Below are 14,937 nucleotides of genomic sequence, written 5' to 3'. Positions count from 1 at the left end.
AACTGCGCTACCGCCAGCGTTGCCGGTGGCACCGTCTCCTTTGGTTACGGCGTCGACGCCTTCGGCGTTGGCGTGGTGGAAGGCGCCGGTTCGCTGCTGAGCGCCCGCCAGATGCTGGTGGGTCGTGAGGGCAGCGGTGTGCTGACCATCGGCAACGGTGGCCGCGTGGAAACGACCCGGGTCGCCACCCCGGCTGCCGGCGAGTTCGGCCTGTCCATCGGGTCCGAGGCGGGCAGCATCGGTCTGGTCAACATTGTCGCGGGCGGCCAACTGGCGGTTACCGACAACTATCTGCTGGTGGGGCAGGCCGGCAATGGCACGCTCAACATCGACAGTGGCTCGGTCGACGCGGGCCGTGGGCTGCGGACCGGCACGGCAAGCGGTGGCGATGGCACGGTCAGGGTGCTCAACGGCGGCCAGTTGACCACGCAGGACCTGGATATCGGTTACGCACAGGGCGGCAGCGGTTCGATCCAGGTCACGGGCACCGGCTCGACGGTGAACGCGGCCACGATGCGCGTGTCCGGCAGTGGCGATGGTGCGCTGCGCATCGAAAACGGCGGCGTGGTCGCGGTCACCGGCAACGTCACCGCCGAAGACAACGTGGGCCTGCCGAGCAACGCGGCCCGCGTCGGTCGTATCGAAGTGTCCGGCGCCGGCTCGCTGCTGAGCGGTGATCGGGTCATGACCAGCACCCATCTGCTGGTGGACGATGGCGGCGAGATCCGTTCCAACAGCGGACGCATCAAGGATTCCTACAGCGACACCGGCGTGGCGACCCTGACCGGCGCGGGCAGTCGCTGGAACAACCAGGGGGAACTGGATGCCCGCACCAACGTCGACGTGCTCGATGGTGCAGTGATCGCCACCGACACGATGCTGGTTTCCGGCGGTGCCAACACCATGCTCAACGCTCCCCGGCGCTACGACCAGCAGATCCGCGTCAGCGGTGCCGGCGCGGCGATCGAGGCGACCAACGGCATCACCGTCGGCGCGCATCTGGTGGGCGAGCCCTACGGCGTGCTCGGCGTCAGCAATGGCGGTCGCGTCGCGGCCGGCACCACCCTGACCCTCGGCACGCTGGGCTATGTGGTGATCGGTGGCGGCATGCAGACCTGGTCGGTGGCCGACGGTGGTCCGCTGTGGCGCGCGGCCGAAGCGGCCGGCGAACTGCAGGGCACCATCGCCATGCAGGGCGGGTCCGGCGGCCTGGTATTCAACAACACCGACGACGTCACCCTGTCCAACACCATCGTCAGCGACAACAGCTACACCGGCGGCGCACTGACCCAGGTCGCCGGCAACACCACGTTGAATGGCGATCTGACCGGCTTCGGCGGCGGCATCAAGGTAACGGGCGGTGCGCTGCAGATCGAGTCGGACATGTACACCGGCCAGGGATACGTCGGTAGCAGCCAAGCCTCCCAGCAGCAGATCGACGTCTCCGGCGGCACCCTGGTGCTAAACGGCAGCGCCGGCTTCCAGCAGCAGATCGACTACGGCAGCAGCACCGAGACCGTGCGCAGCTCGGCGGTGACGGTGAGCGGGCAGGGCATCCTGGCCGGCAACGCCACCGTTGGCGAAACTTACGTGTACAACGGCGGCGCGCTGTCGCCGGGCCACAACGGCATCGGCGCGATGACCATCGACGGCGATCTGTACCTGAGTGCCAATGGCGCCCCCGGCGGCGCGCTCAGCGGCCCGTCGTACTTCGACGTGGATGTGCTCGGCAACGGCCAGAGCGATCGCCTCACCGTCACCGGCAAGGCCTACCTGGGCCGTGGCTCCAACCTGATCAACACCGCCGACGCCAGCGTGCGCATCACCGGCCTGGACCCGGCGGTCAGCTATCAGAACGGCCAGACCTACACGATCCTCGACGCGGCGGAAGGTGTGCAGGGAACGTTCGACGAGGTTGTTTCCAAGTCGGCCTTCCTCGCCCCGACCCTGGCCTACACCGGCAACCAGGTGCAGCTGACCATCGCCGTCAAGGATGCGGGCGGCACGCCGGTCGATCCCGTCAATCCCGTCGACCCGGTGACCCCGGTCGATCCCGGCAACCCGGGCACGCCCGGCAACGGCGGCACTCCGCCGATCGTGTTCGGCGCGGTGGCGGCCACCGGCAACCAGCGCGCCACCGCGGCGGCGCTGGATTCGCTGCAGCAGTCCGGCCAGGCGCTGGCGCTGTACAACGGCCTGCTGATGCTGGATGAAGCCGGTGCGCGCGACGCGTTCGATGACCTGTCCGGTGAAATTCACGCCAGCAGCCGCGCCCTGCTGCTGGAAGACCGCTTCCTGCGCGAAGGCATCGCCCAGCGCCTGCGCCCGGACCCGAGCATGGCCGCGTCCGGCCCGTCGGCGTGGGTGGCCGGTGCCGGGACCGCGACCCGCCAGGATTCGGACGGCTCGGCCGCACGCACCCGCCAGCACCGCGAGGGCCTGATGGCCGGCGTCGACTGGACCGTCGGTGGCGCGTGGACGGTCGGTCTGGCGGCAGGGTCGGAGTCGCTGCGCCAGCAGATCGATGACCGCCATGCCAGCACCGGGGCCGATGCCGTGCACGGCGGCCTGTATGCCGGCTTCCGCGGTGAGGAACTGTGGATCAACGGTGGTGCCAGCTACGCCGACTACGACCTGGATACCCGGCGCGTGGTGGGCACCGGCTGGGCACAGGCGCTCAACAGCAGCTACAACGCGCACGCCGTGTCGGTGTTCGCCGAGGGCGGCTGGGACATGGAACTGGACGCGCTGACCCTGTCCCCGTACGTCGCCGTCGCCTACACCCGCCTGTCGACCCAAGCGGGCGTGGAAACCGGCGGCAGTGCGGCGCTGGCGATCGATGCCAGCAAGGACGAGGTGTGGACCACCACGGCCGGTATCCGCGCCTCGTGGGACATCAGCGGCGGCCACACCGACGCTGCGCGGCTGGAGGCCGGGCTGGTCTGGCAGAACGCCAATGGCGAACTGCGTGCCGACTCGCGCCACCGCTTCGTCGCCGGCAGCGACGCTTTCACCGTCAGCGGCCTGCCGCTGGCGCGCAACGTCGGCATCGCCGAGCTGGGCGTGTCGGTGCATGTCACCGACAACAGCCGGCTGTCCCTGTTCGCGCAGGGCCGTGCGGGCGATGGCCAGCGTGAGCTGGGCGCGCAGTTGAACTGGAACGTGTCGTTCTGACCGATACCGCGTTCTGAGCATGACCACGAAGGGCCCCGCACGGGGCCCTTCGTTCATCTGGCGCACGCCGGCATTGCACCACCCCGGTGCCATTGGGCATGCTCACCCCATGCCATCCCCCAAACGATCGATCCACGTCGTGGCCGGCGTCATCACCGACGCCCGCGGCCGCATCCTGCTCAACCGCCGTACCGAGAACAGCGACATGGCCGGGCTCTGGGAGTTTCCCGGCGGCAAGCGTGAGCCGGGCGAAACCTCCGAGCAGGCGCTGGTGCGCGAACTGCGCGAAGAGCTGGGCATCGAGGCGGACATCGGCGAGTGGATCATGGACGTACCGCAGCTCTACCCGGACAAGCGGCTCCGGCTGGAGGTACGCCGCATCAGCAGCTGGAAGGGGTCCCCGCGCGGCCGCGAGGGCCAGGCGATCACCTGGGTGGCCCCGGACAAACTGTCGCGTTATTCCATGCCGCCGGCCGATCTGCCGGTGGTGGCTGCGCTGCGCCACCCCGACCGCTACCTGATCACCCCCGAACCCGACGCCGACCACGCGCAGGCCCACCAGGCCTGGCAGCAGCGCCTGGCGCAGGCGGTGGCCGCCGGGGCACACCGCATCCAGCTGCGCACCCCCGACAGCCCGGCACGGGTGGCCCTGGCCGAACAGGCCATCGGCGCCCATCGCGGCCGCGTGCAGTGGCTGCTCAACCGCGATATCGACCTGGCCCGCCGGCTCGGCGTCGGCGTGCACCTGGGCGGCGAACAGCTGCTGCAGCTGGACGCGCGCCCGCTGCCGGGCGAGCAGCTGGTGGCTGCGTCCTGCCACGATCTGGCGCAGTTGCAGGCCGCGCAGCGGCTGGGCTGCGATTTCGCCGTGCTCGGCCCGGTCCAGGCCACCCCCAGCCACCCGGGCGCGAGCGCGCTGGGCTGGGAGGCGTTCGAAGCACTGCGCGAACAGGTGTCGCTGCCGCTGTACGCGCTGGGTGGGCTGCATCCCGATGACATCGGTGAGGCGCGCCGGCATGGCGCCCAGGGCATCGCCGCAATCCGGGCGCTGTGGCCGGCCTGATCGGTCCGCCGGCCGCCCGCACCCCGGTCGTGCCGGCCGCTGGCCGGCAGCCCCAGCCAACCGCCGCTACAACGTGATCCAGAAACACCCGTACTGACGGCGCAGAGCGAACACCGTGCGCGCCGGCGTTGCCGTACCGCCCAGCGTCTGCTCCAGCCGCAGTCCCACCGGGCGCGGCCGGCGCGGCGTCACTTCCACCAGCGGCTGCCCATCGCCGCCCAGCACCGGCGCAGTGGCAGGCGCCACCACGCCAGTCTCATCGCTGGCCGGATACACCGGGGCGATATCCACCAGCGGCCGCTGCACCACCGATTCCAGCCGCCCGATGATGTGGTTGGCGGTGGCGTTGGACACGTCGTTCCACAGGTAGATCGAGGACAACCGGTTGACGTCCTGCAGGCTGACCGCATCGCGGATCTGCCCGGTCAGTTCGCTGAGCCGGCGCGCGCAGCCGGCGCGATAGATGCCGGTGTTGCCGACCGTTGGCGTATGCGCGGGCATGCGGGCGGTGGCGCCCAGCGCATCGCAACTGCGATCGGTGAACACAGTCTGGCCCTGGGCGTTGGTGCAGCGGTTGACGCGCTGCGCCTGTGCCAACGCCGGGGACGGCAGGCACAGGGCGCACAACAGGAGCAGGACGAACGCTTTCATCGCAGCAGAGTAGCGGTGCCAGCGTTATCTGCAAGCGATGCGCGCGCGTTTCAAGGGCGCAGCAGCTTGAGCACCTGGGTGGTCGGCTTGGCCAGGTTGAGCGTGTAGAAATGCAGCCCCGGGGCGCCCCCGGCGACCAGCCGCTCGCACAGCCCGGCCACCACTTCGGCACCGAACGCGCGCACCGATTCGGCATCGTCGCCGAAGGCCTGCATCTTCCGGCCGATCCAGCGCGGGATTTCCGCACCGCACTGCTCGGAGAACCGGCGCAGCTGGCTGAAGTTGGAGATCGGCATGATCCCCGGCACGATCGGCACCGTTACCCCGAGCTTGCGCACCGCGTCGACGAAGTGGAAGTACGCATCGGCGTTGAAGAAATACTGGGTGATCGCCGCGTCCGCGCCGGCATCGATCTTGGTCTTGAAGTGCTTCAGGTCCAGCAGGGCGTCGTTGGCCTGCGGGTGGGTCTCGGGGTAGGCGCCCACTTCGATCCGGAACGCATCGCCGTGCTCGGCGCGGATGAAGCTGATCAGGTCCGAGGCGTAACGCAGGTCGCCGGGGTGGCCCATGCCCGACGGCAGGTCCCCGCGCAGGGCGACGATGCGCCGGCAGCCGATCGCGCGGTACAGCTTGAGCAGTTCGCGGATCTCCTCGCGGCTGCCGCCCACGCAGGACAGGTGCGGTGCGGCCTCGAAACCGTGGTGCTGCTTGAGATGGCGGACGGTTTCGGAGGTGTAGCTCAGGGTCGAGCCGCCGGCCCCGAACGTACACGACACATACTCCGGCCCGAACGCCTTGAGCTTGCTCGCGGTACGGTCGAGCTGGGCGCGCTGCTCGTCGGTCTTGGGCGGGTAGAACTCGAAGCTGATGGCGGTCATGGCGGCGGCGGCGACGGGTGTGGGGACATCATATCGCTCCATCGCGATGAATGTAAAAGATTGCCCCCGGTGGATTGGCCGCGGGGGCGACCGGTTACCCTGTGCGCCTGTTCTGGCTGCCGCGTCCCCCATGTCCATCGTCCTTACCGAATTCGCCCGTCCCCGCCTGTTCCCGCGTACCCCGCGCGGCAACACCATCCAGGATTGCACCGCCGAGCAGTTCCAGGCACACCTCAACACGCACGCGCCGCTGAAGGTGCTCGATGGCTATGCGCCGTTCTGCAAGCTGTTCGTCTACGAAAACTGGACCTCCACGCGCTGCCTGACCGTGCCGATCACCGATGCCAACCGCCACCAGCTCCACACCGGCTACGAGGCGCGCAACCGCAACGAGCTGCCGGTGCTGGTGCGCTGGTTCGAGGGCGTGGAATCGCCGCGTGCGAATTACCTGGTGGTGATCCTGTACAGCGCCGGGCAACTCGCGCTGGAGGGCTCGCCGATCGAGGCCGACTGGGGCATCGTCGGCTGCATCTACACCGCCGAGCCGGAAGAAGTGCCGATGGCGCCGATCACCATGATGCGCAACGCGCTGGGTGTGGACGAGGGCGGTTCCGGGGTGCCGTTGGACCGCGAGGCCTACCAGCGTACCGTGGCGTTCTGGGAGTGCAATGCCAACTGGCGGCCGTAAGCGCCACGCTCGGCAACGCCCCCGCGCAGACCCGCTAGAGCCACCCCACGGGTGGCTGCACGCCGACCGGACCGAATCGCAGCCACGCAAGGCGCTATCGCGCCAAGGCCCACTCCCACCACGGGTAGTGGTACTCGCGGTCGGTGGCGAGCCAGTGGGCGGCGCAGTTCACGCAGGTCACGGCGTGCGCGTCGCCCCAGCCTCCTTCCGCCGTGCCCACTGCATCGATGATGACGTGTCCGCGTTCGGCTTCCCGGCGGGGATCGAAGAACGGGTAATGCGGATACAAGGCACACAGGCAACCGGCCCGGTCGCGCCAGAAGCGCAGTCGACGCAGCGCGAACTGCAGATGGTGGTTGTTGGCGAACAAGGCCCCACCCAGCGCGATGTGCGCGGTCGCGCGCTCAATCCGCTCGATCCACGGCACCAGCGCGTCCAGTTCGGTCGGATCGAACAACCGGGCGATGGCGCACGCCGCGCGGTAGATACGATCTGGATCGGAAGACAGCAGCGCCTGCAGATGGTGCGCACCCGGGCCCTCGGTGGGAGCGGCCGCTTCCCGGCTGAAGGGCCAGCGCATCAGCGGGCCCTGCCGATGGCGGCATAGCTGCCTGCGGTGAGCTGCAGCAGATCGGCCGGCGCCAATGCCACCTCCAGCCCGCGCCGGCCGGCGCTCACGTGCACGGCTGGCAGGGCCTGCGCGCTGGCATCCAGGAACGTGCGGTGTTTCTTTTTCTGCGCCAGCGGGCTGATGCCGCCGACCAGGTACCCAGTGGCGCGCTGCGCCTGTTCGAGCTGGGCCATCTCGCACTTCCGGCAGCCGGCCGCCTCGGCCAGCGCCTTCAGATCGAGCGTGCCGCTGACCGGCACGATCGCCACCAGCAGCTCGTGCTTCTCGGTACTGGCCAGCAGGGTCTTGAATACCTGCGTGGGGTCCAGCCCGAGCTGCTGTACCGCTTCGCCACCGTAGGAATCGGTAGTGGCGTCGTGGTGGTAGGACAGCACGGTGTGCGCGATGCCGAGCTTCTTGAGCAGGTTGATGGCCGGGGTCATGGGGCCATCGTAGCGCGCGCGCGGCGTGCAGGCTTGACCGAGGCTATCGGCAAAGAGAAGCCGGCCAGGCGTTGCGTACCGACCAGCGGTCGGTACCTGCCGGTCACGAGCGCTGGTCGTGATGGCGTTCAACCCAACAAAAAACGGGCGCCTTTCGGCGCCCGTCCGTGTTCAACGCAACCGGATCGGCAGGCCGATCAGTAGCGGTAATGCTCCGGCTTGAACGGACCTTCCACCGGCACGCCGATGTAGTCGGCCTGTTCCTGGCTCAGGGTGGTCAGCTTCACGCCGATCTTTTCCAGGTGCAGACGCGCCACTTCCTCGTCCAGCTTCTTCGGCAGCAGGTACACCTTGTTCTCGTAGCTGTCCTTGTTCGCCCACAGGTCGATCTGCGCGAGCGTCTGGTTGGCGAACGAGTTGGACATCACAAAGCTCGGGTGGCCGGTGGCGCAGCCCAGGTTGACCAGGCGGCCTTCGGCGAGCAGGAAGATCGCGTTGCCGTTCGGGAACACGTACTTGTCCACCTGCGGCTTGATGTTGATGTGCTGCACGCCCGGGAAACCGACCAGCGCATCGACCTGGATTTCATTGTCGAAGTGGCCGATGTTGCAGACGATGGCCTGGTCCTTCATCGCGCTCAGGTGCTCGATGCGGATGATGTCCTTGTTGCCGGTGGTGGTGACGTACAGGTCCGCACGGCCCAGGGTGGATTCGATGGTGTTGACCTCGAAGCCTTCCATCGCCGCCTGCAGGGCGCAGATCGGATCGATCTCGGTGACCACCACGCGCGCGCCGTAGGCACGCAGCGAGGCGGCGCAGCCCTTGCCCACGTCACCGTAGCCGCAGACCACGGCGACCTTGCCGGCCAGCATCACGTCCATCGCGCGCTTGAGGCCGTCGGCCAGCGACTCGCGGCAGCCGTACAGGTTGTCGAACTTGCTCTTGGTGACCGAGTCGTTGACGTTGATCGCCGGGATCAGCAGGGTGCCGGCCTGGGCCAGCTGGTACAGGCGGTGCACGCCGGTGGTGGTCTCTTCGGAGACGCCCTTCCAGTCCTTGACCACGCGGGCCCAGTAACCCGGACGTTCCTTGGCCACGCGCTTGAGCAGGTCCTTGATGACCTGTTCTTCGTGCGAGGCGGCCTTTTCGTTGACCCAGTCGCTGCCGTTTTCGAGCTCGTAACCCTTGTGGATCAGCAGGGTGACGTCGCCGCCGTCATCGACCACCAGCTCCGGACCGGTCAGGGTGCCGTCGGGCAGGGTGAAGGTCAGTGCGTCCAGGGTGCAGTCCCAGTATTCCTCCAGCGACTCGCCCTTCCAGGCGAACACGGGGGTGCCCGACGCGGCGATCGCGGCGGCGGCGTGGTCCTGGGTGGAGAAGATGTTGCAGGACGCCCAGCGCACGTCGGCGCCGATGTCCTTCAGGGTCTCGATCAGCACGGCGGTCTGGATGGTCATGTGCAGCGAACCGGTCACGCGCACGCCCTTCAGCGGCAGGGTGGCGGCGTGCTTGCGACGGATCGACATCAGGCCCGGCATCTCGTGCTCGGCGATGTCCAGTTCCTTGCGGCCCCAGTCGGCGAGCTTGATATCGGCAATCTTGTAATCACCTTCGGTGGAGAAGGTCTTGGCAACAGCATTCATTGGAAAGCTCCGGTAGTGACGAGCCATGCTGGTCAAGCGCGATGTCGGCAATCCGACAACCACATGACCGGCAGAAACTCGCAATCGCCGGGCGCCGTTGGAACAATCCTGGCCACCGAGCCTGGCCGGCCGGACGGGGTCCGGAACGGTCGCAGCGCCCCTCGGTGGAGGGCCGTGCAGTATATCGCGGCCCGCTGCATTGGCATGAATCGGTGGCCGCCCCCAACCAACGGCAGGGGGGCGATCTGCGCCCGGCTGTTAAGGTCCAGGGTTTGCATCAGCATAGGGATCGAAGATGACACGCAATGATCGTCGGCGCCGCGCGCGCTGGGGCAGCCTGCTCGTGGGCATGGCACTGCTGGCGGTTGCGCCGCTGGCACTGGCAGCGGCACCGGCTGCCAGGACCTCCGCCCCGCAGCTGGCCACGGCCAAGGGCGAGCAGGGCTACGAACTGCCCTCGGCCGCGCTGCAGGCGGTGGTCGATGCCCCGCGTGCACCGACCCTGAGCCTGTCGCCGCGCCGCGATATCGCCGCGATGCTGCAGACCCCGCCGCTGCCGTCGATCGCCGAGGTGGCCCAGCCGGAGCTGAAGCTGGCCGGGCTGCGCATCAATCCGGCCACCCACGCCTTCAGCCGTTTCAGCTTCGGCAACAAGCTGTGGCTGATGAACGTGGCCGACGGCAAGGAGCGCCAGATCACCGGCCTGCCGCAGCCGTTGTCGATCGCCACGCTGGCGTGGTCGCCGGACCAGCAGTACCTGGCCTTCAACCAGGTGCACGCGGCCACCGGTGCCAATGAACTGTGGATCGTCGATGTCGCCGCTGGCACCGCGCGCAGGCTGGTGGCCGATCTGAACACCGTCCTTGGCGATGGCTACAGCTGGCTGCCCGACAGCCGCGGTCTGCTGGTGATGCAGCAGCTCAAGGGCCAGGGCCCGGCACCGGCGGCCGGTGGCATCCCGACCGGCCCGGCGATCCAGCAGACCGAGGCCGATGCCGGGGTCCGCTCGATCCGCACCTACCAGGACCTGCTCAAGAACGAGGCCGATGCGCGCCTGTTCGATTACTACGCCAGCGCGCAGCCGGCGCGGATCGCGCTCGACGGGATGGCCACGCCGCTGTCCACCGGCGGCGTCTACCTGGACGTGAGCGTGTCGCCCGATGGCCGCCATCTGCTGGCCGAGCGCGTACTGCGCCCGTACTCCTACCTGGTGCCGGCCGACGACTTCCCGCGCCGTATCGAAGTACTGTCCGCCGCCGATGGCCGACTTGAGCACACGGTCAGCACGTTGCCGCTGGTGGAAGGCCTGCCGACCGGCAACGATGCAGTGCCTACCGGCGTGCGCGACATTGGCTGGCGCGCCGATGCCCCGGCCACGCTGGTCTGGGCCGAAGCGCAGGACGGCGGCGACCCGAACCGCGAGGCCAAGGTGCGCGATGCGGTCATGATGCAGTCGGCACCGTTCGAGACGCCGCCAGTGACCCTGGCCCAGCTGGGCAGCCGCTACGCGGGCATCCAGTGGGGGCGTGGCGACCTGGCCCTGCTCAACGAATCGTGGTGGAAGAGCCGCGAAGTGAAGCAGTGGCGGATCGCCCCGGACCAGCCGGACGTTGCGCCGGAACTGCTGTCGGCGCGTTCCTCGCAGGACCGGTACAGCGATCCGGGCAAGCCGGGCATGGTGCGCGACGTCAACGGTCGCTCGCGCCTGCAGATCACCGCCGATGGCCGCAGCATCTTCCTGTACGGGCAGGGCGCCTCGCCCGAAGGCGACCGTCCGTTCGTGGATCGCCTCGACCTGACCAGCAAGCAGACCACGCGCCTGTTCCACTCGCAGGCACCGGGCTACGCGGTGCCGCAGGCGCTGCTCGACCAGGAAGGCACCTCGCTGCTGCTGACCCGCGAGTCGCCCGATGCGCCGGCCAACTTCTACGTGCAGTCGCTGGCCGATGCCAACGCCGCACCGAAGGCGCTGACCCGCTTCGAACATCCGCTGCCGCAGCTGCGTGGGGTGAGCAAGGAACAGATCCGCTACAAGCGCAACGACGGCGTCGACCTGACCGCCACGCTGATGCTGCCGCCGGGCTACGACGCGAAGAAGGACGGCCCGCTGCCGCTGCTGATGTGGGCCTACCCCGGCGAGTTCAAAACCGCTGCCGCCGCCAGCCAGGTCACCGATTCGCCGTACCGCTTCAACGCGATCAGCTACTGGGGCCCGCAGGCATTCCTGGCCAAGGGCTATGCGGTGCTGGTGAGCCCGTCGATGCCGATCATCGGCGAAGGCGACAAGGAACCCAACGACACCTACCTGCCGCAGCTGATCGCCAACGCCGAGGCGGCGGTGGATGAAGTGGTGCGGCGTGGCGTGACCGACCGCGAGCACATCGCCATCGGTGGCCATTCCTACGGTGCGTTCATGACCGCCAACCTGCTCGCCCACACCCGTCTGTTCAAGGCCGGCATCGCCCGCAGCGGCGCCTACAACCGCACGCTCACCCCGTTCGGTTTCCAGGCCGAGGAGCGCAATTACTGGCAGGCGCAGGACGTCTACCAGAAGATGGCGCCGTTCAACTACGCCGACAAGATCAAGGACCCGATCCTCTTCATCCACGGCGTGGACGACAACAACTCCGGCACCTTCCCGATCCAGAGCGAGCGCATGTTCGCCGCGGTCAAAGGCCTGGGCGGAACCGCGCGGCTGGTGATGCTGCCCAACGAATCGCACGCCTACCGCGCGCGCGAATCGATCATGACCATGCTGGCCGAGAGCGAGCGCTGGCTGGAACAGACCGTCGGTCCGGGCAGGCCGATCAAGAAGAAGCGCTGAGGCGGCAGGTACCGGCCGTTGGCCCGTACGGGAAAGGATCGGTAGTGCCGGCCGTTGGCCGGCTCTTCGCGGTGCACGACACCACGGGGAGCCGGCCAACGGCCGGCATTACCGGATGTAACTATTTGCGCGACGCAGCATTGACCCCGTTGTGGGGTAGGCTTGAGTGGATTCCGTTCCCGAGGCCAGTGCGTCGCAGATGAACGAGTACCGCAGCAGCATCGTTTTTGCCACTCCCGATATCCCCCTGCGTGACGACGTACGCCGACTCGGCGCACTGGTCGGCGACCTGCTCGCCGAGCAGGTGTCCACGCAGTTCTTCGACGATGTGGAACAGGTGCGTACGCGCGCCATCGCCCGCCGCGAAAGCGACGCCCCCTTGTCCGATCTCAACGACGCGCTCACCGGCCTGCCACCGGCACGTGCCGAAGCGATGGTGCGTGCCTTCAGTACCTACTTCCAGGTGGTGAACATCGCCGAGCGCGTGCATCGCATCCGCCGCCGCCGCGACTACCAGCGCGCCGGTACCGCCGCGCCGCAGCCGGATGGGTTGCAGGACGCACTGGTCAAGCTCAAGGCGCAGGGCGTCACGCTGGACGAGCTGGCGCAGTGGCTGCCGCGCATCGACATCGAGCCGGTATTCACCGCGCACCCGACCGAAGCGGTACGCCGCGCGCTGCTCGAAAAAGAGCAGCTGATGGTCGCCAGCCTGGTCGACAACCTCGACGGCCAGCGCACGCCGGGTGAAGCCGCCGCCGATGCCGCACGCTTCCGCATGGCCCTCACCGCGTCCTGGCAGACCACCGATTCCTCGCCGGTACGACCGACGGTGGATGACGAACGCGAGCACGTCGGCTTCTACCTGGTGCAGGTGCTGTACCGGGTGATTCCGGTGTTGTACGAATCGCTGCAGCAGGCGCTGCTGGATACCTACGGACAGGACCTGCCGCTGCCACGGCTGCTGCGCTTCGGCACGTGGGTGGGCGGGGACATGGACGGCAACCCGAACGTGGATGCCGGCACCATCCGCAATACGCTCGACGCACAACGCCAGGCCGTGCTGGGGCGCTACCAGAAGGACCTGCTGCAGCTGGCCAGCCTGCTCAGCCAGTCGACCGAGCGGATCGCGGTCAGCGATGCGTTGCAGGCGCGTGTGGCGCATTACGAACAGCTGCTGCCGCAGGTGACCTCGCGCCCGCGGCATGCCGACATGCCCTATCGCCTGCTCAACGACCGCATGCGCGCGCGCGTGCAGGCCACCCTCGACGATGCCGACGGCGCCTACGCCTCGCCGGAGGAACTTGAGCAGGACATCGAACTGATCCTGGCCAGCCTGCACGCCAACAAGGGCGATCATGCCGGCGGCTTCGCGGTACGCCGCCTGTTGTGGCGGGTGCGGACGTTCGGCTTCCACCTGGCGCGGCTGGACGTGCGCCAGGAGTCCAGCGTGCACGGCCGCGCGCTGGCCAGCGTGCTCGATGGCCAGGACGCGTGGGATGCCGCCGATGCGGTCACCCGCGCCGCGCGCCTGGCCCCGTTCGCCAGCGGCGAGCAGGCGCTGCCGGCCAGCAACGAAGAGGGCGGGCAGCGGTTGGATGCGGTGTTTGCCGCGTTGGCCGACGCGCGCCGCCGGCACGGTGCCGACGCGTTGGGCAGCTACATCATTTCGATGGCGCACGATCGCAGCGACGTGCTCGCCGTGCTCGCTCTGGCGCGGCGCGGTGGCCTGGTGGACGGCGCCGACGCGGTGCCGCTGGATATCGCCCCGCTGTTTGAAACCGTGGACGATCTCGGCCGCGGCACCGATACCCTGCGCGACCTGCTCGCCGACCCGGTGTACCGCGCGCACCTGGCCGCACGCGGCGATGTGCAGATGGTGATGCTGGGCTATTCGGACAGCGGCAAGGACGGTGGCATCGCCGCCTCGCGCTGGGGCCTGCAGCGGGCGCAGGTGGAACTGCTCGAGGTGGCGGCCGAAAGCGGTATCCGCCTGACCTTCTTCCATGGCCGCGGCGGGTCGATCAGCCGTGGCGGTGGCAAGACCACCCACGCGGTGGATGCCTCGCCCCGTGGCAGCATCGACGGGCGCCTGCGCGTGACCGAGCAGGGCGAAGTGATCCACCGCAAGTACGGCATCCGCGCGCTGGCACTGCGCTCGCTCGAGCAGTCGACCGCGGCGGTGCTGCGGTCCAGCCTGCGCCCGCGTGCGCCGGAGCCGCGCGAGGAGCAGTGGCGTCCGGTGATGGACCTGGTGGCGCAGAAAAGCGCGCAGGCCTATCGCGCGTTCGTCGGCCAGAAAGACTTCATGCAGTACTTCCGCCAGGCCACCCCGATCGATGTGATCGAGCGGATGACGCTGGGCTCGCGACCGTCGCGACGCCTGGGCGAAGATGCCGCGTTGTCCAACCTGCGCGCCATTCCGTGGGTGTTCGCGTGGAGCCAGGCGCGCGCGGTGATCCCCGGCTGGTATGGCGTAGGCAGTGGCCTGCAGGCGGCGATCGAGGCCGGGCACGCCGCGACGCTGAAGGAGATGGCGCGCGACTGGCCGTTCTTCAGCACCTTCCTGGACGACATCGCGATGGTGCTGTCCAAGGGCGATCTCACCATCGCCGAGCAGTTCTCGCGCCTGTCGGGCGGGCTGCATGCCACGTTCTTCCCACAGATCCAGCGCGAGCTGGAGCTGACCGCCACGCAGATCCTGGCGCTGACCGGGCAGGACGGACTGCTGCAGCACGACCAGCGGCTGGCGCTGTCGATCCGCCTGCGCAATCCCTACATCGATCCGATCAGCGTGCTGCAGGTGGACCTGCTGCGGCGCTGGCGCGAGAGCGGTGGCGAGGACGACGACGTGCTGCGCGCGCTGGTGGCGTGCGTGAACGGTGTTTCGCAGGGGGTACAGAACACCGGGTGACCTCTACCCCGGGGCGGACGGTCACCGGGTAATGCCGGCCGCCGGCCGGCTC

Annotated in this window: 10 protein-coding genes and 1 riboswitch; of the genes, 5 read left to right on the top strand and 5 right to left on the bottom strand. The window is 68.7% G+C overall.

From position 1 onward, the window contains the following. A partial coding sequence (locus tag RTO53_RS02390; RefSeq protein ID WP_312236285.1) for an autotransporter domain-containing protein occupies window positions 1-3,174 on the top strand: 3,174 nt, incomplete at its 5' end. A 109-nt stretch (window positions 3,175-3,283) separates the two neighbouring features. Continuing rightward, on the top strand, window positions 3,284-4,237 hold the full coding sequence (locus RTO53_RS02385) for a Nudix family hydrolase (protein ID WP_312236284.1): 954 nt from the start codon (window positions 3,284-3,286) through the stop codon (window positions 4,235-4,237). A gap of 66 nt (window positions 4,238-4,303) precedes the next feature. Here RTO53_RS02385 and RTO53_RS02380 read toward each other — a convergent pair whose 3' ends face one another. Together RTO53_RS02380 and metF are read right to left on the bottom strand one after the other, a co-directional pair. Continuing rightward, complete coding sequence (locus tag RTO53_RS02380) at window positions 4,304-4,888, bottom strand: DUF4124 domain-containing protein (protein WP_312236283.1); 585 nt, start codon at window positions 4,886-4,888, stop codon at window positions 4,304-4,306. Between the two features lie 50 nt (window positions 4,889-4,938). Then, on the bottom strand, window positions 4,939-5,766 hold the full coding sequence (gene metF / locus RTO53_RS02375; RefSeq protein WP_312236282.1) for a methylenetetrahydrofolate reductase [NAD(P)H]: 828 nt from the start codon (window positions 5,764-5,766) through the stop codon (window positions 4,939-4,941). A gap of 130 nt (window positions 5,767-5,896) precedes the next feature. Between metF and RTO53_RS02370 the strand changes: the two genes are divergently transcribed. Then, window positions 5,897-6,454 (top strand): DUF3228 family protein, encoded by a 558-nt coding sequence (locus RTO53_RS02370; protein WP_312236281.1) that lies wholly within the window; start codon window positions 5,897-5,899, stop codon window positions 6,452-6,454. A 94-nt stretch (window positions 6,455-6,548) separates the two neighbouring features. Here RTO53_RS02370 and RTO53_RS02365 read toward each other — a convergent pair whose 3' ends face one another. From RTO53_RS02365 to ahcY, 3 genes are all read right to left on the bottom strand, one after another. Continuing rightward, the gene (locus RTO53_RS02365; RefSeq protein WP_312236280.1) at window positions 6,549-7,034 is read right to left on the bottom strand and encodes a hypothetical protein; all 486 of its coding nucleotides are present in this window, start codon (window positions 7,032-7,034) and stop codon (window positions 6,549-6,551) included. After that, window positions 7,034-7,507: a Cys-tRNA(Pro) deacylase gene (gene ybaK / locus RTO53_RS02360; RefSeq protein WP_312236279.1), complete on the bottom strand. Its 474-nt coding sequence runs from the start codon at window positions 7,505-7,507 to the stop codon at window positions 7,034-7,036. The genes RTO53_RS02365 and ybaK overlap by 1 nt, the downstream gene beginning before the upstream one ends. A gap of 197 nt (window positions 7,508-7,704) precedes the next feature. Further along, window positions 7,705-9,150, bottom strand: a complete 1,446-nt coding sequence (ahcY, locus tag RTO53_RS02355; protein ID WP_312236278.1) for an adenosylhomocysteinase — start codon at window positions 9,148-9,150, stop codon at window positions 7,705-7,707. Between the two features lie 82 nt (window positions 9,151-9,232). Continuing rightward, window positions 9,233-9,319: riboswitch (S-adenosyl-L-homocysteine riboswitch) on the bottom strand. Between the two features lie 126 nt (window positions 9,320-9,445). On the opposite strand from ahcY, the gene RTO53_RS02350 reads away from it, so the two are divergent. After that, entirely contained in the window at window positions 9,446-11,974 is a 2,529-nt protein-coding gene (locus RTO53_RS02350; RefSeq protein WP_312236277.1) for a prolyl oligopeptidase family serine peptidase, read from the top strand. 199 nt (window positions 11,975-12,173) lie between these two features. Continuing rightward, window positions 12,174-14,885, top strand: coding sequence for a phosphoenolpyruvate carboxylase (gene ppc / locus RTO53_RS02345; protein WP_312236289.1), 2,712 nt, complete (start codon window positions 12,174-12,176; stop codon window positions 14,883-14,885). Window positions 14,886-14,937: the final 52 nt, after the last annotated feature.

This window comes from Stenotrophomonas sp., assembly GCF_031995405.1.
Classification (GTDB): Bacteria; Pseudomonadota; Gammaproteobacteria; order Xanthomonadales; family Xanthomonadaceae; genus Stenotrophomonas.
Note: the sequence above shows the minus strand (reverse complement) of the source record. Positions and strands in the feature narration are given on the sequence as shown.

Bases quoted from the DNA above. Each gene is read 5' to 3' on its own strand.
- RTO53_RS02385 (WP_312236284.1), top strand. From the start codon at position 3,284: ATGCCATCCCCCAAACGATCGATCCACGTCGTGGCCGGCGTCATCACC.
- RTO53_RS02380 (WP_312236283.1), bottom strand. From the start codon at position 4,888: ATGAAAGCGTTCGTCCTGCTCCTGTTGTGCGCCCTGTGCCTGCCGTCC.
- metF (WP_312236282.1), bottom strand. From the start codon at position 5,766: ATGACCGCCATCAGCTTCGAGTTCTACCCGCCCAAGACCGACGAGCAG.
- RTO53_RS02370 (WP_312236281.1), top strand. From the start codon at position 5,897: ATGTCCATCGTCCTTACCGAATTCGCCCGTCCCCGCCTGTTCCCGCGT.
- RTO53_RS02365 (WP_312236280.1), bottom strand. From the start codon at position 7,034: ATGCGCTGGCCCTTCAGCCGGGAAGCGGCCGCTCCCACCGAGGGCCCG.
- ybaK (WP_312236279.1), bottom strand. From the start codon at position 7,507: ATGACCCCGGCCATCAACCTGCTCAAGAAGCTCGGCATCGCGCACACC.
- ahcY (WP_312236278.1), bottom strand. From the start codon at position 9,150: ATGAATGCTGTTGCCAAGACCTTCTCCACCGAAGGTGATTACAAGATT.
- RTO53_RS02350 (WP_312236277.1), top strand. From the start codon at position 9,446: ATGACACGCAATGATCGTCGGCGCCGCGCGCGCTGGGGCAGCCTGCTC.
- ppc (WP_312236289.1), top strand. From the start codon at position 12,174: ATGAACGAGTACCGCAGCAGCATCGTTTTTGCCACTCCCGATATCCCC.